Raw genomic sequence first — 24,515 nt, forward strand, 5'->3', positions numbered from 1 at the left:
CTTGTTCTTGTTCGACCCGACCGGGGCATTGCCACTGGGGCGTGGCGCAGTGCTTGAATCGGCGCTTCTGTCGCCAGAGATCGTGTGAATGGGGATCAGTGAACAGGGTTTCCGGACGCCAGGTGCATGACCCGTTCCTGGGTGGCCTCGGCGCGGTCGAGGGTGCCCATCATTTCGCCTTCATGCATGACCATGACCCGGTCGCTCATGCCCAGCACTTCCGGCAGTTCGGAAGAAATCATGATCACCGCCATGCCTTCGCTGGCGAGCAGGGAAATCAGCCGGTAAATCTCGGCCTTGGCGCCGACGTCGATGCCACGGGTCGGCTCATCGAGAATCAGCACCCGCGGGTTGGTCATCAGCCAGCGCGCCAGCAGGGCTTTCTGCTGATTGCCGCCGGACAGCGTGTCGATGCACTGCTCAAGGGACGGCGTCTTCACCCGCAGTTTTTTGCACATGTCTTCGCACAGCACGCGCAGGGCTTTCTGATGGACGAAACCGTTGCCGACGTAATGGGGCAGCACGGCCATTTCCATGTTTTCACCCACCGACAGGCACGGAAACAGGCCGCTGAGCTTGCGGTCTTCGGTGAGCAGCGCGAAGCCCTTTTCGATGGCGAAGTGCGGGTCGCTGACACGGATCGGCGTGCCGTCGAGGAAAATGTCCCCGCGCGTGCTCGGGGTGATGCCGAAGATCGTTTCAGCGACGTTGGTGCGCCCCGATCCCATCAGCCCGGCGATGCCGAGTACTTCGCCCGCGTGCAGGTCGAACGACACACCCTCGAACACGCCGTCCAGCGCCAGGTCGCGCACCGACAGCAGCAACTTGCCGACGGGCTGGTCGCGTTCGGGAAACAGCTGGGTCAGTTCACGGCCGACCATCATGGAAATCAGGCTGTCGCCATTCATGCTGTCAGCCCGCTGCAGGCCGATGTAGGCGCCGTCGCGGAACACCGCCACTTCATCGGCGATGGCGAACACTTCGTTCATCTTGTGGGTGATGTAGATGATGCCCTTACCCTGGGCGCGCAGGTCGGCAATGATCGAAAACAGGTGGGCCACCTCCGTCTCGGTGATGGCGGAGGTCGGCTCGTCCATGATCAAGACGTCGGAGTCGTAGGAAACGGCCTTGGCGATCTCGACCATCTGCCGTTCGGCGATGCTCAGGTTGCCGACCATTTCTTCCGGATCGAGGTTGATGCGCAGGCGTTCGAGCAGTTCCGCCGTGCAGCGGTGCATGGAGCGGTGATCGACCATGTGCAGGCCGTTGAGCTGCTCGCGGCCGATCCAGATGTTTTCGGCGATGCTCATGTGCGGCATCAGGTTGAGTTCCTGATGGATCATGGCGATGCCTGATTGCAGCGCCGCCAGCGGCGACTGGAACACCACCGGTTTGCCGCGCAGACGGATTTCACCGGTGTCGGGCTGGTAGATGCCGGCGATGATTTTCATCAGCGTGGACTTCCCCGCGCCGTTCTCGCCCATCAGCGCCAGCACGCTGCCGGGCCGCACGCGCAGTTGCACGTTGTCCAGCGCCACCACCCCGGGAAAGCCCTTGCTGATGTTGGTGATTTCCAGCAGATAAGGGTGTTCGGCGTCGCTCGCCATCCCGGAAGCGGGTGGATTGTTTGAAGCCGAAGCGGTTGCGGAAGCGAACATGGTCACAGGCTCCTCGAGTGACAGGGCGGCAGAGGCACGGCGGCGTTCTGCCGGGTGTCAGTCGGTGTGAGGTGAGCGTTTATTTGAAGGTGCTGACGTTGTCCGGGGTGATCAGCTTGAAGGGAATCACGATGGCCTGTTCGGGCAGCGTTTCCTTCTTCGCCAATTTCACGGCCGTATCGATGGCGCCCTCGCCCTGCCCTTTGGCGTCCTGGAACACCGAGACCGAGAGGTCGCCTTTCTTGACCGCGCTCAGGCCGTCCGGCGTGCCGTCGACACCGGCCACAAACACCTCACCTTTTTTGCCGGCCTGCTTCAGGGCCATGGCCGCACCGATGGCCATTTCGTCGTTGTTGGAGATGACCGCCTTGAAGTCGCGGCCCTGGGTCAGCCAGTCATTGGTGACGTCCATGCCTTTCTGCCGCTGCCAGGCGCCGGTCTGCTCCTGGGTGACCTTGATGTCAGGGTAGTTTTTCAGCACTTCCTTGACCCCCGCCGTGCGGTCGCGGGTCGAGTTATTGGCCAGCTCACCGAGCAAGATGACGACGTTGCCTTTGCCGTTCATTTTCTTGGCCAGGTATTCCATCTGCATGCGCCCGGCTTCCTTGTCGTCGGAGGTCACGGAGGCAACGCCTGCGGGCAGCTTCGGATCATCCGGACGGCGGTTGACGTAGACCAGCGGAATGCCAGCATCCGTGGCCGCCTTGGTGATCTTCACGGTGGCTTCGGTGTCGACGGGGTTGACGATCAGTGCGTCGACCTTCTTGCCAATCAGCTCCTGCACCTGATCGAGCTGTTTGTTCACGTCATTGCGACCATCCACGAACTGCAGATCGACACCGCCCATGGCTTTGACTTTCTTGTCCATGTCCTCGCGCATGTAGGTCAGGTACGTATCGTCGAACTGAGACATGGACACGCCAATCTTCAGGTCGGCCGCCAGGGTGACGCCGCTGCTCAGCATCAGGGCCAGGGCGAGTGAGGTGAAACGGAGTGGGGTATTCATGAACGGTCTTTCTCCAGATTCTTGTTGTTGTAATAGCGGGATAACGACTGCTGGAGGTGCTGGCGTTTAGCGCGGAGCAGAAGACGCCGCGTCTGAAAGGTGCGCGACCGAACCGCCCGATGCCCCGCACACCATAACGCCGCGACTTTCGACGCAGAGCACGTGGGCGATGGTTTCGAGGGCGGATTCGAACGCAGGGGCAGCGTTGATGAATGTGCGGGAAACAGCTCGGGGAATGGCGGGAAGCGCGAGTAAGAAGGGGCGGCAAGCCTTGGCGGCTGATCTGAAAATGTTCATCGGCGGTACCTGTCTGCGATTGGCTTTCTTGTTTTTGTGTCGCTCGTTCGACCTGCTGCCGGGAGACCCGACACCAGGCGCTGACGGCGATCGTCGGCAACCTGGAAATGACTCTATTGGAAAATAATTTCTACTTCAACAGCTTTTAGAATTAATTTCTATTTTCGTTTTGATGCGCCCCGTCTGGGCTGTTGGTGGGTGTAGCGCAGTGCCTCACAGGGCATCTGCGTGTGCTTTTCACAGCACCACCACCCTGCCCTCCATCGCGCTGATTCTTGCGGCATCCAGCACCCTGGCCGAGGCCACCGCATCGTTTGCATCCACAGGATTACGCCCCTGATTCATCACCGCCTCCTGCCATTGCCGGTAAAACTCGGTCCAGCAGCCACGCTCCGACGGGACCCGCTCACGGTGCTCGCCCTGTTCGAACCAGCCCCAGCGTCGGTGTTCTTCCACGCCCCAGCGTTCGCCTTCGGACTTGGGTGACAACCCGGCCAGTGCGGCAGCCTCCTGACCGTCGAGGCCCTCGACGGTATAGCAGCCCTGTAAACCGTTGACCCGAAATCGCGGGCCCTGGGCGTTTTGCAGGCAGTTGCCCCAGAGGTGCGAAACCACGCCGTTGGCATGGGTCAGTGACATGAAGAAGCCGTGATCAACTTTCTGCCCAGGGGTCGCAAATTCAAGCTCGGCGTACACCCGCTTCACCGGCCCGAACAGCAGCAGCGCCTGATCCACCAGATGGCTGCCAAGATCCCGCAGAATGCCGCCGCCGCTTTCCTTGCCAACCGACGTGGGCGAATAGCGCTCGACACGGGACTCGAAGCGGCTGATGTCGCCGAGAACGCCCTGATCAATCAGTTTGCGCACGGTGAGAAAATCCGAGTCCCAGCGACGGTTCTGGTACACGCCCAATAGCACCCCTCGGCGTTCGGCGGCGTCTACCAGTTCCTGGGCGGCCTGGGCATCCGGCGCGAACGGTTTGTCGCTGACAACCGGGACGCCGAGCTCGATGGCGTCGAGAATCAATGCCCGCCGAGAGGCCAGCGGCGTCGAAATCACCACCGCATCGACCCCGGCCGCGACCAGATCGGCGAGGCTGTCGAAGGCCGGGACTTTGGGGTAGTCGTTCCGCAGGTCCTGCCGGCGTTCCGGCGAGCGGGTGACCACGCCGGCAAAGGTCACGCCGGGCAGGCTGGCGATCAGCGGTGCGTGAAAATAGCGCCCGCCCTTTCCGTAGCCGATGAGTCCGATTTTCATGGGTGAATGTCCTGTCCCTGCAGAAGCGTGTTCAATACTGACGGGCCTTGGCCAACGCCGCTTTTTGCCGTTCATATGCATCGGCCGTTGTACCCGCGGTCGACACCTGCGCCACGCCCACGCGCCACCACGACAGGTAGCCGTGGATCATGGTTTTCGGCAGCACCTTGATGTCGATCAGCGTCGAAACCGTCTGGGTACGCGCATCGGCCAATGCCGCTTCCAGCTCTTGAGCGTTGCTGACCTTGTAAGTCTTGCAGCCATAGGCCGCGGCACTCATCGCAAAATCCACCGGCACGAAGTCGCCATCCAGCTCACCGGTTTCGGGATTGCGGTAGCGGAACTCGGTGCCGAAACTGCCCATGCCGTTGCCCATCTGCAGATTGTTGATGCAACCGAAGGCCATGTTGTCGAGCAGCACCACGTTGATCTTGCGCCGCTCCTGAATCGAGGTGGCCAGTTCCGAGTGCAGCATCATGAAGGAACCGTCGCCCACCAGGGCGTACACCTCACGCTGGGGCGCTGCCATTTTCACGCCCAACGCGGCGTTGACCTCATAGCCCATGCACGAATAGCCGTACTCGACGTGATAACTGTCGACACTGGTGCTGCGCCATGCCCGCTGCAGATCTCCAGGCAGACTACCGGCCGCCGCGACGATCACCGCGTCCCCGGGCAATTGCTGGTTGAGCACGCCCAGCACTCGGCTCTGGGTCAGGCACGAACCGGTCATCTCGATGAAGTCGCGCAGCACCTGCGGGTCAAGGTGGCCGCTGACTTCCGGCTCGAAGTCTTCGGTCTGGTATTCCACGGCGTACAGCCGATCCACTTCCGCCTCCAGAGCAGCCCTTGCCTCGCGCGGCTGATCGCCCCACTGCGCGCGGTAGTCGCCCAGCTGATCCGCCAGGGAACGAAGCGCCAGGCGCGCATCGGCCAGCACCTGCACGCCATCGAGCTTCTGCACATCGAAGGCACCGACGTTTAGGTTGAGGAACTGCACCTCAGGGTTCTGAAACAGGGATTTCGAGCCGGTGGTGAAGTCGCTGTAACGGGTCCCGACGCCGATGATCAGGTCCGCTTCCCGCGCCAGGGTATTGGCCGCCAGCGTGCCGGTCTCGCCGATGCCGCCCATGTTCAGCGGATGGGCGGAAACGATGGCGCTCTTGCCGGCCTGGGTTTCGCTGAACGGAATGCCGAAGCGCTCGGCGAACGCCTGCAGCTCGGCGGCCGCGCCGGAATAACGCACGCCGCCGCCACAGATCAGCAGCGGTTTGCGCTTGCCCTTGAGCAGCGCCACGGCGTCATTGAGCATCGCTTCGGTGGGCGGACGGCGGTCGATGCGGTGCACGCGTTTTTGCAGGAAGGAATCGGGGTAGTCGTAGGCCTCGGCTTGTACGTCCTGGGGCAGCGCCAGGGTGACGGCGCCGGTTTCGGCAGGGTCGGTGAGCACACGTATGGCGTTGAGGGCCGCGCTCATCAGTTGCTCGGGGCGGTTGATGCGGTCCCAGTATTTGCTCACGGCCTTGAAGGCGTCGTTGGTGCTGATGCTGAGGTCGTGGAACTGTTCGATCTGTTGCAGCACCGGATCAGGCTGGCGACTGGCGTAGACATCGCCGGGCAGCAACAGCAGCGGTATGCGATTGGCCGACGCAGTGGCCGCGGCGGTGATCATGTTGGCGGCGCCGGGGCCGACCGATGAGGTACAGGCGTAGATCTTGCGGCGCAGGTGTTGCTTGGCAAACCCCATGGCAGCGTGGCACATGCCTTGTTCGTTGCGACCTTGATGGACGACGAGATCGCCGCGGTCCTGCTCAAGCGCCTGGCCCAGGCCGAGCACGTTGCCGTGGCCAAAAATGGTGAACACCCCGGCGACGAACTTGCTCTGCACGCCGTCGACTTCGACGTACTGGTTATCAAGAAACTTCACCAGGGCCTGGGCCATGGTCAATCGAGTCGTGGTCATGCTTGCACCTTGTTGTTATTGGCGGTGATGGATGCCCGGGGAATGGTTAGCGGACTTGGCTGACTGGGCTGAATATTCAGACTCAGCGATGATCCCTGTGGGAGTGAGGTTGCTCACGAAGGGGCCGGTCCGTCTGGCACATCCCCAGTGGCCATACCGCCGCCTTCGCGAGCAAGCTCGCTCCCACATTGACCGCGTACGACAGACGGTCAGCGCAAATTCCCTACTTCGCCGTCGGCATGCTGAATTCCGCGCCCTTGGCGATGCTGTCCGGCCAGCGCTGCATGACGCTTTTGTAGCGGCTGTAAAAGCGCAGGCCTTCTTCGCCGTAGGCATGATGATCGCCGAACAGCGAGCGCTTCCAGCCGCCGAAGGAATGCCAGGCCATCGGCACCGGGATCGGAACGTTGATGCCCACCATGCCGACCTTGATGTTGCGGGCAAAGGCCCGGGCGATGCCGCCGTCGCTGGTGAAGCACGACACGCCGTTGCCGAATTCGTGGGCGTTGATCAGCTCCACCGCCGAGGCAAAGTCAGGCACGTGGACGATGCCCAGCACCGGCCCGAAGATTTCTTCCTTATAGATAGTCATTTCCGGCGTCACGTCATCGAACAGCGTGGCGCCGACGAAGAAACCCTGTTCTGCGCCCGGCACGCTGAAGTTGCGCCCGTCGACGATCAGCTTCGCGCCTTCCTGCACGCCCTGGGCGATGTAGCCCTCGACCTTGGCCTTGTGCACCGCCGTGACCAGCGGGCCCATGTCCGAATCGGCGTTCATGCCGTTGCCGACCTTGAGCGCATCAATGCGCGGCAGCAGTTTGTCGATGAGTTTCTGCCCCACGTCTCCTACCACCACAGCAATGGAGATCGCCATGCAGCGCTCGCCCGCCGAACCGTAGGCCGCGCCGATCAACGCGTCGGCGGCCTGATCCAGATCGGCATCGGGCATGACGATCATGTGGTTTTTCGCACCGCCGAGGGCCTGCACCCGCTTGCCGTGGGCCGTGCCCTGCTGATGAATGTATTCGGCGATGGGCGTGGAGCCGACAAACGAAATCGCCTCGATGCCCTTGTGCTGCAACAGCGCGTCCACGGCCACCTTGTCGCCCTGCACCACGTTGAACACGCCATCCGGCAGGCCCGCCTGTTTCAACAGCTGCGCCATCAGCAGGCTCGCCGACGGGTCGCGCTCGGACGGTTTGAGGATGAAGCAGTTGCCGGTAACCAGCGCCATGGGAATCATCCACAGCGGTACCATCACCGGGAAGTTGAACGGCGTGACGCCAGCGCAAACGCCCAGTGGCTGACGCAGGTTCCAGTTGTCGATGCCGCCGCCGATGTTGTCGCTGTAGTCGCTTTTCAGCAGGCTCGGCGCGCCACAGGCAAACTCGACGATCTCGATGCCCCGCACCACTTCGCCCTTGGCATCGGAAAACACCTTGCCGTGCTCGCGGCAGATGATGGCCGCCAGCTCGTCGTGGTGCTGGTCAAGCAGTTCCTTGAACTTGAACATCACCCGCGCACGCCGCAGGGACGACTGATCCGCCCACGCGGGAAACGCCGCCTGGGCAGCGGCAACGGCTTCATCGACGGTCTTCAGTTCCGCCAGCGCCACCCGGGCCTGCACGGCGCCGGTGGCCGGATTGAACACATCGCTGAAACGCTCGGCGCTGTCGTGAATCTGGCCGTTGATGTAGTGGCCGATGATCGGGGCGTTGCTCATGACGGGCTCCTTCAAAAAAATTGGGTTACAGATCCAGCAGCCAACTGTGCTGCGGATCGTTGTGGAATTGCCATGCGCGCTTTGGCCCGGCCATCACGTTCAAATAATAGGATTCGTAGCCGTACGGCACGCTGACCGGGTGGTAACCCTTGGGCACCGTGACCAGATCGTTGTTCTCCACGGCCATGGCCTGATCGATGCTGCGATCATCGGTGTACACGCGCTGGAACACATAGCCCTGGGGCGGGTTGACCTGATGGTAATAGGTTTCTTCGAGGAAGCTCTGGTGCGGTAAATCATCCGTATCGTGCTTGTGCGGCGGGTAGCTCGACGAGTGGCCCGAGGGCGTGCGCACCTCTACCACCAGCAGCGAATGCGCCGGTTCGGAATCGGGAAGGATGTCGCAGACGTAACGGGTGTTGGCCGCCCGGCCGCGCACGCTGCGTTTCATCGTGTCGGGGGCGATCACGCGCGCCGGCAGGTCTTTGGACGCATCGCCCGGCGCAGCGCACACGGCAATCTGCACCGCGCTCAACGCCGTGACTTCGGCTTGACTGCCCGGCGGCAGGTACACCGCGAAGGGCGATTTGTCTTCGAACACCGATTGCCGATCACCGAGGTTTTCCCAGTTGAAACCGCCCTGCCCCGGCGCCTCGCCGCTGACGCTGATGCGACCGCTGAGCAGCACCAGACAGATTTCCTTGTCGCCCGCATTCACCGGCAGACGTTCGCCGACGCTCAATCGGTGGGCGGAGAAGCCGACGTACGTCAGCACGCCGTCGGCCAGCGCGACGACGTCGCGCCCTTCGGCCTTGCTCTTGACCAAGAGATTCATGTTCACAGGCTCCTCTGTTCAGGCGGTTGTTGAGGTGCGTTCCGTTGTTGGGCCGTGCTGTTCAACTGCGCGGCGGCCAGCAAATGGCGCAGGGTCTCATAGCCCTTCTTCGCGTAGGCATAGCTCGGCGCAACGGCCGGGTCCTGTTCCGCCTCGACCACCAGCCAGCCTTGGTAATCCGCTTGCATCAGCACGTCCAGCAGCGCGGCGAAATCGATGTCGCCATCGCCGGGCACGGTGAAGGTGCCGTTGACGATGCAGTCCGGAAAGCTCCACAAATTGTTGCGCGCCAGCTGCACCACCGGCTTGCGCACGTCCTTGAAATGCACATGGCAGACACGATCGATGTGTGTGCTCAGCACTTGAAGCGGTTCGCCGCCCCCCATGTAGCAGTGACCGGAATCGAACAGCAGGCCGACTTCGCCGCCAGTCAGTGCCATCAGCGTGTCGATGTCCTCCGGCGATTCCACGTACGCGCCCATGTGGTGGTGATAGGCCAGACGCACGCCTTGGGACAAGGTGAACCGGGCCAGCTCGGTGAGCTTGTCGGCGTAGGCCTGCCAGGCACTGGCGCTGTGGAAGCGCGGTCGTTCGACCAGTCGGATGCGCTGGCCCTGAATCGAATCGGCCACTTCGCCGTAGACCAGCACCGTGGCGCCGTTGTGCTTGAGCAGTTCGACGTGGCTGGCGATGGCGTCGATTTCCTCGGCCGCCGAACGGCTGGCGAGCCGACCGGAATACCAGCCCGACACCAGCGCCAGGTCATAGGGGTGCAACACATCGGCCACGCCCTGTGCGTCCTTGGGGAATTTGCCGTTGAGCTCGAAGCCTTCGTAGCCGATCTCCTTGCCCTCACTGAGCGCGGTGCTCAGGGGCGTCTCGCCACCGAGGGCCGGGAGGTCGTCGTTGCTCCAGGAAATCGGGTTGATGCCAATTCGGATTGCAGAAGCGGGCATGGCTGCACCTTTATTGTTGTTATCACGTTCAACTGAACACACAGGCCGCGGGTTCGGACTTCAAGCCCGGGCGTCGCGCCAGGACTCGATCAGGAAACCGAAGTTGCTCTGTACCCGAGTGATCAGGTCCGCGTCATCGATTTCGCCCTCCAGCCAGGCTCGGCTGGGTTCATGAAAAATCGTGCGGCCTACGGCAAACCCACGGCAGGTGGTGCTTTTCGCCGCCTGACGAAAGCCGGCCGCGAGGGTTTCGGCGGGCGCGTTCAGCCCCAGCAACACCACGCCCCGGCAGTACGGATCGCGCTCGTGAATCAGCGCATCGAGCTGTTCCCAGACCTCGGCGGACTGCGATTCGATTTTCCACCAGGCCGGGTAAATGCCGAGGTTGTAGAGGCGCTTGAGGGAACGGTAGATGACATCCGGATGGGTCGAAGGATGATCCTTCGGCGGAATCACTTCCAGCAGCAGTTCATGACCGCTGGCCAGCGCTGCCTGATATAGGCCCAGCAACTGCGCTTCCTGTTCCAGGCGCAGCATCGGTTCGTCGTCCGGGTGGTATTGCACCAGGCACTTAATGATCTGCTCTTGAGGCCAGGCCAGTAACGTGCTGCCCACCGAGCGCCCGTGCTCGAACGCCAGTGGGCGCGAGCCTTGCACTTCCACTGGACGTGCCACCCACCAGCCGCGCCCACTGGCCGCATTCAGTGAATCCTGACCAAAGCGCTGGTCCGCCAGCACGCCGACATCGGCGGCGATGCCGCGCTTCTCCAAATCGGCCTCGACCCGGGCGACCGCTTGAACGAACAACTGCTTGAGCTGGCCGATACACGCCGGATCGCGCCCGGCCTTTTGCGCCAGCTCGACCAGTTGCCCGCGATGATCGAAGGCGAAGATGAACAGCGGATGCCATTCGCGACGGGGCACGCTGACCCGGTGCAGACGTTGCAACACCGCGTCCTGATCGGGTCGAGTGATCGGCACCGGGCTGTTGAACAGGTATTCCAGCTCGACCAGCGTCGGCATGGCTGGCGCGCAGGCATGCCGCGACACCACCAGACCGCCGCAGGCATTGGCCAACTGGCAGCAGCGCTCGTCGCTCTCGTCGTTGAGCCAACCCTTCAGGAAACCGGACATGAACGCATCGCCTGCGCCGAGGACATTCAGCACTTCCACCCGTACGCCGGGGTAAATCGCGCCGTCTTCCAGCTTCGCCGGAATCGCCCCGTGAATCACCGTGCAGCCCTGGGGCCCGAGCTTCACCACCAGCGTCGCGGCACTGAGCTCGCGAACCCGGCGCAGGGCGCTGAGCAAATCGGTCGAGCCGCCAGCGATGAGGAATTCTTCTTCGGTGCCAACGATCAGATCGAAGCGCGGCAGGATGCGTTGCACGTGCTGGCTGACAGTGTCGTTGGCGACGAAGCGGGTTTCGCCGTCAGCCTTGCCGGCCAGGCCCCATAGCACCGGGCGGTAATCGATGTCGAGGACGCGTTTGACGTTGTGTTTTTCGGCGTAGTCCAGCGCCTGACTGCTGGCGCGAAACACCTGATCGGTGGAGAAATGCGTGCCGGTGATCAACAGCGCCTTGCTGGAGGCGATCTGCGCTTCATAGATGTCTTCAGGCTGCAGCGCCATGTCGGCGCAGTTCTCGCGGTAGAACACCAGCGGAAATGTTTCGCGGTCCTTGATGCCGAGCAGGACCATGGCGGTCAGGCGTTCGGCGTCGACCTTGATGCCGCTGACGTCGCAGCCCTCCCGCGCCAGGGATTCCACCAGGAAACGGCCCATGTGGTCGTCGCCAACGCGGGTCAGCATGGCTGATTTCACCCCCAGCCGTGCGGTGCCAAAAGCGATGTTGGCGGAGGAGCCGCCGAGGTATTTGGCGAAACTGCTGACGTCCTCCAGGCGCGCGCCGACCTGCTGCGCGTAGAGATCGACGCCCAGGCGCCCGAGACAAATCACGTCCAGCTGACGCCCGGTGGCAAAACGAGTCTGGCCCATGCCGGCCCCTCTTCTTTTATTGTTATGGGTTTGATTGCTGATGCCCTTGCCCACAAGCGAGGTGCTTGCAAGCGAGTTCGTGGATGCAGACTAGAACGGCGCCCGGGCTTGATCAATGAATTTTTCTAAATTATTTTCATGTGGAATATTTATTCCACTTTGCATTGCAGGTCGCACCCTGCAAAACTGGCCGCCTGTCCTCCCGGACACTCCGCCACGCCACCACCTGCCAAAGGATTCGCACGTATGTCCAGCCTCGATCAGCCAGGCTCGCCCGAAACCGGAGCCGACGGCGCAACGCCCGTCACCGCTGCGCCGGAGACTGCCGATGCCCTGCTCAAGCTGATCACGGCCGAATACGAGAGCCTGCCGCGCCAGCTCAAGCGCATTGCCAGTTACACGAGCCAGCAGAGCGACCGGATCATGGTCGACCGCATCAGCGACATCGCCCGGGAATGCGAGGTGCATCCGTCGGCCATCGTGCGGTTTTCCCAGCGCTTCGGCTTCAGCGGGTTCAGCGAAATGCAGGCGCTGTTCCGCGAGGCCTACACCCACAAAGCCACGCCGGTGCAGAACTACCAGCAACGCATTCGCAGCATGATCGCCAACAAATCCCAGAAGGCCAGCGCGGGCGACCTGGCCCGGGAATGCGTCAACGCTACGCTGTCGGGACTGGAGCGGCTGGCGCTGGAACTGGACCACGAGGCCTTCGAGAAAGCCGTGGACCTGGTGGTCAACGCCGACAACATCTACGTGGTCGGGGTGCGACGCTCCTTCGCCGTCGCCGACTATCTGGTCTACAACCTGCAGCACACCAACAAGCGCATCCACCTTATTTCCGGCCTCGGCGGCAGTTACCGCGAGCAGATGCGCAGCGTGCGCGCCAACGATCTGGTGATCGCCATCAGCTTCACACCCTACGGCAAGGAAACCCAGCACTGCCTGCGCATCGCCCAGCATCATCAGGCCAAGACGTTGATCATCACTGACAGCAACCTCTCTCCCCTGGCCAAGCGCGCCAATGCCGTGTTGCTGGTCAACGAAGGCAGCTCGTTCGCCTTTCGCTCGCTCAGTGCCACGCTGTGTTTATGCCAGGCGCTGTTCATTGCCGTGGCCTATCGCCTGGAGCTGAAGGTGGACGAAATCGCCGAACAGGCCGGTTTCGATGACTGATAACCGACAACCTTGTACAAACCCGACGAGCTGTACAAGTTCAGCATAGCTTTTTAACATCACCTGCGTAATGATCGGCTGCACTGCAAATGGAACACGCATCTGAGCTGCATCTCGCTCGCAAGGTCATGGATCAGGACCACACCTCAATCACTTGCCTGAGCCGCCATCATGTTTTTTGACTCGTCCAAGAATAAAATCATCCAGGACCTGCAACTGACCGTCGCCCATCAGGACAGTCTGTTGGAGGCGATCAATCGCTCGATGGCCAGCATCGAATTCGATCTGAACGGTGTGGTGCTCAAGGCAAACGACAACTTCTTCAAGACCATGCGCTACCGGCCCGAGCAGGTCATCGGTAAAGAGCACCGCATGTTCTGCACCCCCGAACACGCGCGCAGCCCCGAGTACGCCCAGTTATGGTCGCGCTTGCGTAATGGAGAGTTCGTGTCGTCGACGTTCCAGCGCGTGGCGGGCGATGGCAGCACCGTATGGCTGGAGGCCAATTACAACCCGGTCAGGGACTCGGACGGCAAGGTCACCCGGGTGGTCAAATACGCGATGGACGTCACCGCCAAACTTCAAGCCGAGAGCGAAGCCCACAATAAGCTGCAGGCCATCGACCGCGCCATGGCAGTCATTGAGTTCGATCTGGACGGCACGATCATCGCTGCCAACGACAACCTGTTGCGCTTGCTGGGCTACAGCCGGCAAGAGCTGCTGGGTAAAAGCCACAAGTTGCTCTGCCCCCCTGAGTTCACCAAAAGCACCGAGTATCAGGACTTTTGGCGTCGGTTGAACAAAGGCGAGTTTTTCAGCGATCAGTTCAAGCGCGTCGGCAAGCACGGCCAGACGCTCTGGCTGGAAGCGTCCTATAACCCGGTGTACGACGCCGCTGGCAAGCTGTGGAAGGTGGTCAAGTTTGCGTCGGACGTGACCGCGCGTATCGAAAAGCACGAGCAGGATTCCCAAAGCGCTGCCCAGGCGTATCACATTTCGGTGCAGACGCAGAAGTACGCCGAGCAGGGCACCCTGGTGATTCAGCAGGCGGCCAGTGAGATGCGTCAGATTTCGCAGAACATTGATGATTCGTCGCGGATCATTGGTCAGTTGGGTGAGCGCTCGGAGCAGATTACAGCGATCGTGAATACGATTCGCAGTATTGCGGATCAGACGAATTTGCTGGCGTTGAATGCGGCGATCGAGGCGGCCCGGGCCGGTGATCAGGGCCGTGGCTTTGCGGTGGTGGCCGATGAGGTTCGGCAGTTGGCGGGGCGCACGAGCCGGTCGACGCAGGAGATTTCGGAGATGATTCAGGTGATTCAGGCCGAGACGCGTCAGGCGATTGTGAGTATGGACAATACGCGGAGTACGGCGGTGAAGGGTGTGGATCTGGCGGATCAGGCGGGGGATGCGATTGTGCAGATCAGTTCGGGGACGAATGATGCGGTGGATGCCGTGAGGATGTTTGCCGGGCGGGATTGACCCTTAAGGTCAAGAGCGTCTGTCTGGGGACAGACTGTTTCGCCTTCGGCGAGTTACTTGATAAAGCCCCAAGTAACCAAGGGCTTGTGCTCCTGGTTGGGTTCCTCCTTCGTCGGAATACCCTCACTCCGCGTCGTCTGCGTTCAGCCTGCACCCAAGTCGCGATTGGCGGTGTTTGAACCTTCTCTGTATGAGATCAAAAGCAAAAGCTTCCCGGCTGAAGCCGGTCCTACAGTCAGAGCCGATGCCACTGACTGCACGCGCTGCTTTTTGTGGGACCGGCTTTAGCCGGGAAGAGGCCAGTTCAGGCGCTGGCGATTTCAGGATCTTCGCTGATCGTGCCCACGCTCCGCGTGGGCATGCATACCGTGACGCTCCGCGTCACCCGACACCGGTTCCACTGAATGCACTCGATGTTTTTGTAGGACTGGCTTTAGCCGGGAAGGGGCCAGTCCGGGCAACACTTTTTTTGGACTGAATTGAGCGAATGATTTATTTACGACGCCTCACTGTAAATTCGTCAGTCCCCGAGCTCCCGCGTCACTCTCCCACTCACAACTGCTCTTCATTCCTGAGCCGCATGGCTTTCGCCCGTTTTTCCAAAACAACGTAAACCACCAGCGCAATCATCAGCGGGATGAGGAAGTAGATCACCCGATAGCCAATCAGCGCAGCCAGCAGTTGGCCTTTGCTGAATTGGTGTTGCATGAGGGTGATGAAGACGGTTTCGAGCACGCCGAGGCCGGCAGGGATGTGGGCGATGACGCCGGCGATGCTGCTGATGAGCAGGATCCCGAGCACAGCCGGGTAGAAGGCTTTTTCCGGCAGCAGCACGTAGATCAGCAGCGCCATCAGTCCCCAGTTCAATGCGCCCAGCAAGGCCTGGCGCATGGCCTGATTCAGCGATGGCAGCACAAACTGTTGCTTGCGGATGGTCCAGGTGCGTTTCTTGGAGAAGCGGCAGGCCAGGAAGTACGCCAGGCAGACGGCCAGCAGGACGAAGCCGATCAGTTGCAGCGTGGTGTCGCCGATCTTCCAGCCTTCGGGCAGGTCAACGAAATCACCCGCGAATACAAACCCGGCCAGCAGCATGTAGCCCAGCCAGTTGGTGATCAGGCTCAGGCTGAGGATGCGGGTGATGGTCGGCACGTCCAGGCCGAGCCGCGAATACAGGCGATAGCGAAGCGCGATGCCGCCGACCCATGAACTCAGGTTCAGGTTGAAGGCGTAGCACACGAAGGTCACGGGGATGATCTGTTTGACCGCCAATTTGTGTTCGGTGTAGCGCCGGGCCAGGACGTCGAAGCAGCAATACGTCAGATAACTGCCCGCAGCGATGACGAAGCCCAGCGCCAGGGTGCTGAGCTTGTAGGACTCCAGCGCGTGCATCACCTCGTTCCAGTCGAGGTTTTTCATCAGTGTGAACAACAACACAGGCACGGCGATGAAGAAGAACAGCGTGAAGGCGCGCTTGGCCCACGTCAGCCACGGACGATTCTTGCCCGTGTCGGCCGGTTTCTGCTCGTGAGTGGACGCTTGGGAGACGCCGGTCATAGGGATTTCTCCTGATCGGCCGGTACTTCATTTTTAAGCGCAGCGGCTTCCGGCAGGGTTTCCGGCGCGCGCAGGGGTTTCAGGCGTGGGCCGTGCACCGGGAACAGACCGGCAATCGCCGGGAAGTGCCGCAGGAAGTGGAAGCTCAGAAAAATCATCGGCGCACGCCACCACTGCCCTTTCGCCAGGCCCTTGAGGTTGACTTGTTTGCTGTGGGCCACGGCCAGGTCGCGCAGGTGTTCGTGCAAGCGCTGGTTCAAGGCGTGATCGCGGATGAACAGGTTGGCTTCCAGATTTAGCGCAAGGCTCAACGGGTCGAGATTGCTGGAACCGACGGTTGACCACTCGTGGTCGATCAAGGCGACCTTGCCGTGCAACGCCCGTTGTTTGTATTCGTGGATGACCACGCCTTCGCGCAGCAGCCAGGTGTAGGTCAGGCGCGAGCACACGCGCACGAAGGGCATGTCCGGTTGGCCCTGAAGGATCAGCGTGACTTTCACCCCGCGTCGGGCGGCGTTGCGCAGTTCACGCAAGAACCGGTAGCTGGGGAAGAAGTAGGCATTGGCGATGGTGATGCGCTGAGTCGCGTTGCGCATCGCCAGCAGGTATTGCTCTTCGATGTCGGTGGTGTGGTTTCGGTTGTCGCGTTCGGCAAGGAGCATGCGAGCGCTGCCAGCCTGACGCGTCACCGGCTTGAGCGGCGTAAAGGTTTTGCGCACGGCCGGGCCGAGCATGCTCAGCGTCGAGCGATAGATGTCGGCAACAATCGGCCCGCGCACCAGTACGGCGTAGTCCTGCTTGGCAGTGATGCCGGTGTCGGCCATGTGGTCGACGCTGTAGTTGATCCCGCCCATGAACGACGTCTCGCCGTCGATCACCACCACTTTGCGGTGCAGGCGCCGGAACAGGTTGGTGCGCATGCCCATCAGTTTCGGGCGCGGGTCGAACAGCTGAATCTGCACGCCGGCTTCGATCATCTTGCTGACGAAGGCCGTGCTCAGGTCGCTGGTGCCGTAGTCGTCCACCGTGATGACCACGCGCACGCCACGGCTGGCGGCAGCAATCACCGCCTGCTGCAAGCCCTCGCCCACCCGGTCTTCGAAAATGATGAACGTCTCGATCAGCACCTCTTCGCGCGCCGCACGAATGGCGTCGAACACCCGGGCGAAAAAGTCTTCGCCATTGATCAACAACTCCACCGAGTTGCCGTCGCGCCAAAGGCCGCACATGGCGCCCATCGCTCTCATACCCCTCATAGCGTTACCTCCACCGCCAAAGGCGCATGATCGGAAAGGTGCGACCAGGGGCGATTGGACATCACCCTGGGCGACCGGATGTGCGCGTTGCGCACGTAAATGCGGTCCAGCCGCAGCAACGGAAAGCGCGCCGGAAAGCTTTTCGCCGGCGCACCAAAGGATTCAACAAAGACCTCGCGCAGCCCGGCAGGATTCAACACGTCATCGGCCTTCTGCCGCCAATCATTAAAATCCCCGGCGACGATCACCGGCGCATCGGCTGGCAGACGCCCCACCAGATCGGCGATCAACTTCAGCTGCTGCTGGCGATGGACCTCTTTCAGGCCCAGGTGCACGCACACCGCGTGCAGCTCGCCAAAATGCGGCACGTCCAGCACGCAATGCAGCAGGCCGCGTTCTTCGGTGCCGTGGATCGAAATATCGAGGTTGTCGTGACGGAGGATCGGGTACTTGGACAGCAACGCGTTACCGTGATGGCCGTGGGGATACACGGCATTGCGGCCGTAGGCGAAATCCTTCCACATGCTGTCGGCGAGGAATTCGTACTGCGAGGTGGTCGGCCAGTTCTTCACGTTCTGCGCATGGTCCTGATGCTCGCCGTGGACTTCCTGCAGGAAGACGATATCGGCGGACACCGAGCGCACTGCGTCGCGCAGCTCCGGGAGGATGAAGCGTTTGTTGAGGAAACCGAAGCCCATGTGCATGTTCATCGTCAGCACGTTAAGGGTGACCGAGGCCGACGCGCTTTGTCGTCGGCCGTTGAGGTCTTCGGGGATCAGGGCACTGGTCACAACGTGGCTCCATGCAAATCGCCTGGCGCAACTTCCAGGTTTTCAGTGAGTTTGAAACGCTCAAGCAACCGGCGCGCGTCGTAAGGGGCGCGGACCTTGATGTCATTGTCGAAATAGCAAAAAACGTCGCGGGACTTCCGCGCGCGCAGGGCTTTGTCCACGATCAGTTGAGCATCCTTGGGCTGCGCGCCCCGTTGCCAGGCATCGATGCGGTCGCCCCAGTGCCTGATCGCCTCGTCGGAATAGCCGCTGGCGTAGAGTTCCTTGTCGCCGTGCAGGCGCACGTAGACGAAATCGGTGGCAAGGTCTTCCACATGGGGCCACTTGCTGGCGGTGTCCGCCACCACCAGCGCCACCTTGTATTTGCGCAACAGCGCGACGAACTCAGGCACCAGAAAGCTTTCATGGCGAATTTCAACGGCGTGACGCAGCTTCAGGCGTGCCGGGATGTCCAGATAACCCGGCTGCTGCAAGCGCTCAGCGCATTTGCTGGCGCAGGCCTTGGCGGCTTTACCGTCGTGGGGCAGCAGTTTAAGAAAGTGCTCGAAACGCTCGGCGTCGAATTTGAAGTTGGGCGCGAACTGCCAGAGGATCGGTCCCAGTTTTTCCTTGAGCTGAAAAACACCGGAGGCGAAGAAATTGGCGACGGGTTCGTCGATCTCTTTAAGGCGGCGGACATGGGTGATGTAGCGCGGGCCCTTGACGCTGAAAACAAATCCCTTTGGCGTGTCGTCGTACCAGCGCGCGTACAGCTCAGGCGATTGCAGCGAATAGAACGAGCCATTGATTTCGATGCTGTTCACGGCTCTGGAGGCGAATTTCAACTCGTTTTTCTGCGTCAGGCCGTCGGGATAGAAATCCCCGCGCCATGGCGTGTAACGCCAGCCTGAAATGCCGATACGAATGTCGCCCATGCCTGTGCTCTCTGATGTCCTGCCGCGGCACCTGCCCCGACACTGGTGAACTAGAGATAAGAAGCTTGAGACCGTGGCAGGTTCCCTGGCTTTTTGCCGGCGTTGCGGCGCAGATTGCCGCAGGCTGCGCCACCCCCTGCCCTCAGGACTCGGCCGAGGCCCTTTTGATCTTTTCTCGCGCGCCGCAGATATTCATCTGGCACCAGCGACGGCGACCATTTTTCGAGGTATCGAGAAACAGCCAGTCACAGTCCGGCGTGGCGCAGGCCTTGAGACGGGCCATATCGCCGGAGGTGAGCAACGTCGCCGCCTGAACCGCGAGACGACCGATAAACCCGGCCGTCATCGAGCTCAGGTCTTCACCGACACGCCAACGCCAGATCACACCCGCCGGGGCCAGCACCAGCAGGCGCTGGTCGGCAGTGTCGGCCAGCGCCTGATTCAACCCATGAAGGCTGGCAGGGTCGGTGTCATGGTCCAGCGCTATGGGCAGCAACAGCCGATACAGCGCTTCGCGAAAATCGATCAACTGTTGAAACGCCGTGAGCGTGTGCCAGGAAGAACGCCCCACCACGGCCATACAGTGCTGATGCTCTTGAGCATCGATAATCCCGGCATGGAAGAACCAGTGGACGATGTCCTCCAGGTTGCTCAGTTTGTCGACAACCTCCCGCAACCCCGTGCCCGGGCGGCGGCCGTCACAGGTATTGAGGTAATCCAGCACAGCCGCCCCGCCAACGAGGCGGATGGCATTGATCTTCAGTTGTCCGATAGACATGGCATGCCCTCAGTATGCAGCGACGAGGGAATGATGACAGAGAAGTGATGGGTTGCTTAGGTTTCGGACGGTTGTGGGGTGGGTCGCCGCCACTGGCCTCACCCTCCTTATGAAGACGGCCCTCCAAGCTGCGCCAGACTTGCCGCCAGCTCGCTCTTGCGGAACGGTTTGGTCAGGCGCGGCAAATCCGGGTCGAGCCCTTCATGTTCGGCATACCCCGAGACCAGCAGGATAGCCGTCCCCGGCCGGGCGTTTCGGACCCGTCTGGCCAGGTCGGTACCACTGATGCCCGGCATGAGGTGGTCCGTTACGATCAGGTCGACATGCTGCCCGGCGCTCAGCAGTTGCAAGGCTTCCTCGCCGGAGGAGGCTTCGATCACGCGGTAGCCCAGGTCGGCCAGCATGTATGACGTGCTGGCGCGCACCAGCTCTTCATCGTCGACCAGCAGTGCGATCCCGCGCAGGGAGCGTCGGTCCGGCGCCTCGTCGATGCGCAAAGCGGCTGCCGGCAGGGTCATGGCGCGTGGCAGCCACAGCTCTACGTTTGTCCCCAGACCCGGCGAGCTCTGAATGGTCAGTGCACCGTTCAGCTGGGACGCCAGGCCATGCACCATCGACAGACCCAGTCCCGTGCCTTTGCCGACGCCCTTGGTGGAAAAGAACGGTTCCACCGCCCGGGCGAGCGTGGAAGCATCCATGCCAATGCCGGTGTCCGCGACGGACAGGCAGAGGTAGTCACCGGTCGGCAGCCTGGAGCGGTGACCCTTGCACACCCATTCGGTGCTCGCCGAGATCCGCATCGTCCCGCCTTCAGGCATGGCGTCGCGCGCGTTCACGGAGAGATTAAGCAGCGCCATCTCAAGCTGGTTCGGGTCCGCGATCGCGGCTGGCAGATCAGGTGGCGCATCGACGACGACCCGGATTTGCGGCCCGGTGGTGCTGGCGACGAGATCGCCCATGCCATTCACCAGCTTCGCCACGTCGACCGACACCGGCTGCAGCGGCTGACGGCGCGCGAAGGCCAGCAACCGCTGCACCAGCGTCCGTGCCCGATCAGCCGATTGCACGGCGCCGGAGATCAAACGCTGCTCACGTTCACCGCCCACGCCTCGGCGCTGGAGCATATCGAGGGTGCCGACGATGGGGGTGAGCAGGTTATTGAAGTCATGGGCCACGCCGCCGGTCAGCTGCCCCATGGCTTCCATCTTCTGACTCTGGCGCAGCGCCTCCTGGACTTCTTCCCGCTCGGCGATGGCCTTGGCAATCCGCCCTTCGAGCGTGGCATTGAGTTCGCGCAGCTCTTCCTCGACGTCCTTGCGGGCGGTGATCTCAACCACCGTGCCGGTGACACGCAGGCAGCGGCCGGCGGCGTCGAACACGCCCCGCCCCTTGGCGGCCACCCAGCGAATCACGCCATCGTCCCTGCCGACGGTGCGGTAGTCGACGTCATAAAGCGCGCGGCGTTCGGGGTCGCTGGCTGCCTTGAACGCCGCGATCGTGGCGTCCCGGTCCTCGGGGTGCAAGCCGTCGTAAAAGTCTTGAATCGTGACTGGCACGTCAGCCTGGATGCCGAACATCGCTTTGGTTCTGGGCGGCCAGATCAGCGTGTCGTGAACGATGTCAACGTCCCAGAAACCAATGTCGGCGTGTTCGACGGCAAGGCGCAGGCGCTCTTCGCTTTCGCGCATTCGCATCTCGGCGCCCACCCGCTCCACATGCGCCCAGCAGCGCTCGACGACTTCCCTGACCAGCAGGACTTCCGAGGGCAACCAGTCGCGAGGCTGATCCTGATGAACCGCCATCATGGCCGTCAGCCGGCCATTCTTGACCAGCGGGCAGCAGATGATCGCGTCGATGCCAATGCCCCGAAACATCTCTAGGCCCTCGCTGGCGCCGAGCTCTGCGCCCACGTCGCGCACGATCAGCGTGCGGCCTTCGCGCATGTCCGCCGCCGCCCGTGGGCCGAAAAGGTCGAGGCTGTAGGTTCCGGCCGAGCTCTGAATGCCAGCCGCGTTGTAGTCGCTGCGAATCCAGAAGCGGTCATTGTCGACGTCCACATCCGCGTAGGCGCAGCGCGACACGTTGAGCCTGCGGCCGAGCATCTCGGTGGCGACAAGCATCGCGTCTTCGGCCCGGCGAATATTGAAAAGGCGGCTGTCGAGCTCATCAAAAAAGCTCAGTCGCGCCGCGCTCTCTTGCAGCGCCGCTTCGGCCTGGTGCTCGGCCGTGCGGTCGCGGAAGATTTTCACGAAGCCGCCCTGCTCCGTGGCCAGCGGCATCATCAATCCAGAGCCCCAGAAGCGCGCACCATTCTTATCAACGTGCCAGCGTTCGTTGATGGCCCGCCCCCGCGCCATGGCGAGTTCCAGCTCGCCCTGGAACACTCGCTCGGCCTGGTCCGACTCGGTGTAGAACAGATCGCCCCCACGCCCCATGACTTCGTCGGCACGGTAGCCGATCACGCGCTGGGCGCCGATGTTCCAACCGGTGACCGCGCCTTTCGCGTCGAAGGTGATGATCGCGAAGTCCTCGGCGCCTTCGACGATCTGGCGGTAGCGCGCCTCGCTGCTGCGGATTGCGTCCTCGGCTCGCGCACGGTGCACGACGAGGCCCACCGTCTTGACCACGAAATCGCAGATCTCGAGATCCGCCGATAACGGCTCGCGCAGCTCGGCGTGATACATGACAAAAGTACCGAGCATGGCGCCCTGCGCCGACCGGATGGGGATTGACGCGCAGACGTGCAAACCGTGGCCGATGGCCTGCGCCCGGAACTCGGCACACTGCAGGTCATGGGCAATGTCGGACACGGACGCCAGTGGGTTCGGGGTCGTCGCGCGACTGCCTGAACCAGCACCTGGGCTGACGGTGATGTTTTCCACAGCGTTGATAAACGGAGGGGGCAGGCTCGGTCCGGCGCAATGCTGCAGCTGACCGCCCTCCTCGCTCAGAAGCAGGATGCTGCCCAGGAAGCGGGACGGCGACAGCGCCTCCACCTCGCGGACGATCGCGTCCAGGGCAACATTCAGCGGCGTTTCTTCAACAGCCAGTTCAAGGATACGGTTCTGCGCGGCCCCGAGCGCAGCCGCGCGATTGCGTGCCTGGGTCAGCCGTGCGTTCTCGATCGCGATGGTTGCCAGCCGCGCCAGGCTTTCCAGGCGCTTGACCGTGTCGTCGTCGTGACTGCGGACCTGCGACCAATAAGCGCCGAGCGCCGCGACCGGAACGGGTCGACCGATGGGTGCCATGACCAGGCTACGGACGAAGGTTGGCGCGTAGGCGTCCTGCGGAATGCGTGGATCGAGCCGGACATCACGAATCGCAATCGTCTCGCCGCGACGCATGACCCATCCCGAAACGCAGTGGTCGGCCGGATAGTTCTGACCCTGCCAGAGCGGCGAGACTGCATCCTCCGCAATATAAGAACAGCGTCCCTCATCCTGAATGATGACCGCAACGCCATCCGCGCCGACCGTGGCACGGGCCACGTCGCGGAGCACGGCGACGACCTCGTCCACTGATTCCGCCATCACCAGCCGCTCACTGGCGTTCAGCACATGAGACAGGCGCTCATCGCCGCTAGGATCGACTGGAACAGTAGTCAAACGGATCTCCCGACATCGCCACGGCATCCCGCAGACTGGTTCGAACTGGACAGGGTAAAGCGGCATTGTATCGGGTAACTCTTCGCCCTCGACACGGCTTGAATCAGCTTTTTCGGAAAAGCGACCAACGCGCGCGCAGGTCATTCTTTTGAATGATTCCGCAAACGTGAAACGACGACGCCGGCTGTCAGAAAACAGACCAACCTATTCGCGAACTCAGCAACTCCAGCGCCGCCATTCCGGCGAGGGAATTTCCAGCGGCATTCAGCTCCGGCGACCACACGCACACGGTGAACTGCCCCGGCACGATCGCCACGATTCCGCCCCCTACCCCGCTCTTGCCGGGCAACCCCACGCGGTAGGCGAAATTGCCGGCTTCGTCATACAGCCCGCTGGTGGCCATGATCGAGTTCACTTGCTGAGTCTGGCGCGGCGTCAGGATCTGCTCACCGCTGTGCTTGCAGAACCCGTTGTTCGCCAGAAAGCAGAACGCCCGGGCCAGATCGAGGCAGCTCATCTTCAGGGCGCAGCAACTGAAATAACTGCGCAGCACGGTTTCGACCTCGTTATGGAAGTTGCCGAAGGACTGCATCAGGTAGGCCATCGCCGCGTTGCGTGCGCGAAATTGATACTCGGAATCCGCCACCCGGGCATCGATCAAGACGTGAGGATTGCCCGACAGCCGCCGCACGAAATCGCGCATCGATAATGTCGGAGCGGCGAAACGGGATTGGTTGATGTCGCAGATCACCAAAGCGCCGGCGTTGATAAAGGGATTACGCGGCCGTCCGCGCTCGAACTCCAGCTGCACCAGCGAGTTGAACGGCTGACCCGACGGCTCATGACCCAGGCGCTCCCAGATGGCCTCACCGGAATGGCCGATCGCCTGAACCAGGCTGAACACCTTGGAAATGCTCTGCACCGAAAACGGCTCCAGCGCGTCGCCGGCGCAGTAATAGGTGCCATCGTTGCCATACACGGCAATGCCCAACTGCTGCGCCGGCACATCGGCCAGCGCGGGAATGTAATCAGCCACCTTGCCCTGGCCGATCAAGGGACGCACTTCGTCGAGAATCTCGTTCAACAGCGTTTGCATGGAAGGTCCTGGCGTTGATCCCCTGACGGCAGCAGGGGTTAGGGTTCATGACGAATGCCAGAGGGGCGGGATCACACAATTGGGCAGGATTTTGGTTTTTGTTGCGGGCGGGTGTGCATGTTGGGGTTGGCAAGCGTTGGTTGGCCGACAGCGCTTATGGGGCGGATTTT

General features: G+C 61.9%; 16 protein-coding genes and 2 pseudogenes. 3 read left to right on the plus strand and 15 right to left on the minus strand.

What is annotated here, in order from left to right; all coding sequences use genetic code 11:
• Positions 1-95: 95 nt before the first annotated feature.
• The 8 genes from IFT47_RS21695 to IFT47_RS21730 all read right to left on the minus strand — a co-directional run bounded on the left by IFT47_RS21695 (position 96) and on the right by IFT47_RS21730 (position 11,693).
• On the minus strand, positions 96-1,658 hold the full coding sequence (locus tag IFT47_RS21695) for a sugar ABC transporter ATP-binding protein (protein WP_192174047.1): 1,563 nt from the start codon (positions 1,656-1,658) through the stop codon (positions 96-98).
• A 79-nt stretch (positions 1,659-1,737) separates the two neighbouring features.
• Complete coding sequence (locus IFT47_RS21700) at positions 1,738-2,664, minus strand: sugar ABC transporter substrate-binding protein (protein WP_192174048.1); 927 nt, start codon at positions 2,662-2,664, stop codon at positions 1,738-1,740.
• A 534-nt stretch (positions 2,665-3,198) separates the two neighbouring features.
• The gene (locus IFT47_RS21705; protein WP_192174049.1) at positions 3,199-4,218 is read right to left on the minus strand and encodes a Gfo/Idh/MocA family protein; all 1,020 of its coding nucleotides are present in this window, start codon (positions 4,216-4,218) and stop codon (positions 3,199-3,201) included.
• A gap of 31 nt (positions 4,219-4,249) precedes the next feature.
• Complete coding sequence (gene iolD / locus IFT47_RS21710) at positions 4,250-6,181, minus strand: 3D-(3,5/4)-trihydroxycyclohexane-1,2-dione acylhydrolase (decyclizing) (protein ID WP_192174050.1); 1,932 nt, start codon at positions 6,179-6,181, stop codon at positions 4,250-4,252.
• 223 nt (positions 6,182-6,404) lie between these two features.
• Positions 6,405-7,904, minus strand: a complete 1,500-nt coding sequence (locus IFT47_RS21715) for a CoA-acylating methylmalonate-semialdehyde dehydrogenase (protein WP_074891127.1) — start codon at positions 7,902-7,904, stop codon at positions 6,405-6,407.
• Between the two features lie 25 nt (positions 7,905-7,929).
• Positions 7,930-8,739, minus strand: a complete 810-nt coding sequence (iolB, locus tag IFT47_RS21720; protein ID WP_192174051.1) for a 5-deoxy-glucuronate isomerase — start codon at positions 8,737-8,739, stop codon at positions 7,930-7,932.
• A 2-nt stretch (positions 8,740-8,741) separates the two neighbouring features.
• The gene (iolE, locus tag IFT47_RS21725; protein ID WP_192174052.1) at positions 8,742-9,695 is read right to left on the minus strand and encodes a myo-inosose-2 dehydratase; all 954 of its coding nucleotides are present in this window, start codon (positions 9,693-9,695) and stop codon (positions 8,742-8,744) included.
• A 60-nt stretch (positions 9,696-9,755) separates the two neighbouring features.
• The gene (locus IFT47_RS21730; protein WP_192174053.1) at positions 9,756-11,693 is read right to left on the minus strand and encodes a bifunctional 5-dehydro-2-deoxygluconokinase/5-dehydro-2-deoxyphosphogluconate aldolase; all 1,938 of its coding nucleotides are present in this window, start codon (positions 11,691-11,693) and stop codon (positions 9,756-9,758) included.
• Between the two features lie 246 nt (positions 11,694-11,939).
• On the opposite strand from IFT47_RS21730, the gene IFT47_RS21735 reads away from it, so the two are divergent.
• The 3 genes and pseudogenes from IFT47_RS21735 to IFT47_RS28285 form a co-directional block, all read left to right on the plus strand.
• Positions 11,940-12,866, plus strand: coding sequence for a MurR/RpiR family transcriptional regulator (locus tag IFT47_RS21735; RefSeq protein WP_192174054.1), 927 nt, complete (start codon positions 11,940-11,942; stop codon positions 12,864-12,866).
• A gap of 264 nt (positions 12,867-13,130) precedes the next feature.
• Positions 13,131-13,814: pseudogene (locus IFT47_RS28280) on the plus strand (PAS domain-containing protein); the annotation flags it as partial.
• A 105-nt stretch (positions 13,815-13,919) separates the two neighbouring features.
• A pseudogene (locus IFT47_RS28285) lies at positions 13,920-14,351 on the plus strand (methyl-accepting chemotaxis protein); the annotation flags it as partial.
• A 552-nt stretch (positions 14,352-14,903) separates the two neighbouring features.
• Here the strand turns inward: IFT47_RS28285 and IFT47_RS21745 are convergent.
• The 7 genes from IFT47_RS21745 to glsB form a co-directional block, all read right to left on the minus strand.
• Complete coding sequence (locus IFT47_RS21745; protein ID WP_192174056.1) at positions 14,904-15,905, minus strand: lysylphosphatidylglycerol synthase domain-containing protein; 1,002 nt, start codon at positions 15,903-15,905, stop codon at positions 14,904-14,906.
• Positions 15,902-17,152: a cardiolipin synthase ClsB gene (gene clsB / locus IFT47_RS21750; protein ID WP_407073252.1), complete on the minus strand. Its 1,251-nt coding sequence runs from the start codon at positions 17,150-17,152 to the stop codon at positions 15,902-15,904. The genes IFT47_RS21745 and clsB overlap by 4 nt, the downstream gene beginning before the upstream one ends.
• A 5-nt stretch (positions 17,153-17,157) precedes the next feature.
• Positions 17,158-17,952 carry an endonuclease/exonuclease/phosphatase family protein gene (locus tag IFT47_RS21755; RefSeq protein ID WP_407073251.1) on the minus strand — a complete coding sequence of 265 codons (795 nt, stop codon included), beginning with the start codon at positions 17,950-17,952 and terminating at the stop codon, positions 17,158-17,160.
• The gene (locus IFT47_RS21760) at positions 17,949-18,866 is read right to left on the minus strand and encodes a DUF72 domain-containing protein (protein WP_192174057.1); all 918 of its coding nucleotides are present in this window, start codon (positions 18,864-18,866) and stop codon (positions 17,949-17,951) included. Before IFT47_RS21760 ends, IFT47_RS21755 begins: the two co-directional genes overlap by 4 nt.
• 142 nt (positions 18,867-19,008) lie before the next feature.
• Positions 19,009-19,644: a CGNR zinc finger domain-containing protein gene (locus tag IFT47_RS21765; RefSeq protein WP_192174058.1), complete on the minus strand. Its 636-nt coding sequence runs from the start codon at positions 19,642-19,644 to the stop codon at positions 19,009-19,011.
• A 107-nt stretch (positions 19,645-19,751) separates the two neighbouring features.
• The gene (locus IFT47_RS21770; RefSeq protein WP_192174059.1) at positions 19,752-23,249 is read right to left on the minus strand and encodes a PAS domain S-box protein; all 3,498 of its coding nucleotides are present in this window, start codon (positions 23,247-23,249) and stop codon (positions 19,752-19,754) included.
• A gap of 187 nt (positions 23,250-23,436) precedes the next feature.
• Complete coding sequence (gene glsB / locus IFT47_RS21775) at positions 23,437-24,345, minus strand: glutaminase B (protein ID WP_192174060.1); 909 nt, start codon at positions 24,343-24,345, stop codon at positions 23,437-23,439.
• Positions 24,346-24,515 lie beyond the last annotated feature (170 nt).

It is taken from the genome of Pseudomonas sp. CFBP 13711 (genome assembly GCF_014842265.1).
Taxonomy (GTDB): domain Bacteria; phylum Pseudomonadota; class Gammaproteobacteria; order Pseudomonadales; family Pseudomonadaceae; genus Aquipseudomonas.

Bases quoted from the DNA above. Each gene is read 5' to 3' on its own strand.
- iolD (WP_192174050.1), bottom strand. From the start codon at position 6,181: ATGACCACGACTCGATTGACCATGGCCCAGGCCCTGGTGAAGTTTCTT.
- clsB (WP_407073252.1), bottom strand. From the start codon at position 17,152: ATGAGAGCGATGGGCGCCATGTGCGGCCTTTGGCGCGACGGCAACTCG.
- iolE (WP_192174052.1), bottom strand. From the start codon at position 9,695: ATGCCCGCTTCTGCAATCCGAATTGGCATCAACCCGATTTCCTGGAGC.
- IFT47_RS21735 (WP_192174054.1), top strand. From the start codon at position 11,940: ATGTCCAGCCTCGATCAGCCAGGCTCGCCCGAAACCGGAGCCGACGGC.
- IFT47_RS21745 (WP_192174056.1), bottom strand. From the start codon at position 15,905: ATGACCGGCGTCTCCCAAGCGTCCACTCACGAGCAGAAACCGGCCGAC.
- IFT47_RS21715 (WP_074891127.1), bottom strand. From the start codon at position 7,904: ATGAGCAACGCCCCGATCATCGGCCACTACATCAACGGCCAGATTCAC.
- IFT47_RS21695 (WP_192174047.1), bottom strand. From the start codon at position 1,658: ATGTTCGCTTCCGCAACCGCTTCGGCTTCAAACAATCCACCCGCTTCC.
- IFT47_RS21730 (WP_192174053.1), bottom strand. From the start codon at position 11,693: ATGGGCCAGACTCGTTTTGCCACCGGGCGTCAGCTGGACGTGATTTGT.
- IFT47_RS21765 (WP_192174058.1), bottom strand. From the start codon at position 19,644: ATGTCTATCGGACAACTGAAGATCAATGCCATCCGCCTCGTTGGCGGG.
- glsB (WP_192174060.1), bottom strand. From the start codon at position 24,345: ATGCAAACGCTGTTGAACGAGATTCTCGACGAAGTGCGTCCCTTGATC.
- IFT47_RS21705 (WP_192174049.1), bottom strand. From the start codon at position 4,218: ATGAAAATCGGACTCATCGGCTACGGAAAGGGCGGGCGCTATTTTCAC.
- IFT47_RS21700 (WP_192174048.1), bottom strand. From the start codon at position 2,664: ATGAATACCCCACTCCGTTTCACCTCACTCGCCCTGGCCCTGATGCTG.
- iolB (WP_192174051.1), bottom strand. From the start codon at position 8,739: ATGAATCTCTTGGTCAAGAGCAAGGCCGAAGGGCGCGACGTCGTCGCG.
- IFT47_RS21760 (WP_192174057.1), bottom strand. From the start codon at position 18,866: ATGGGCGACATTCGTATCGGCATTTCAGGCTGGCGTTACACGCCATGG.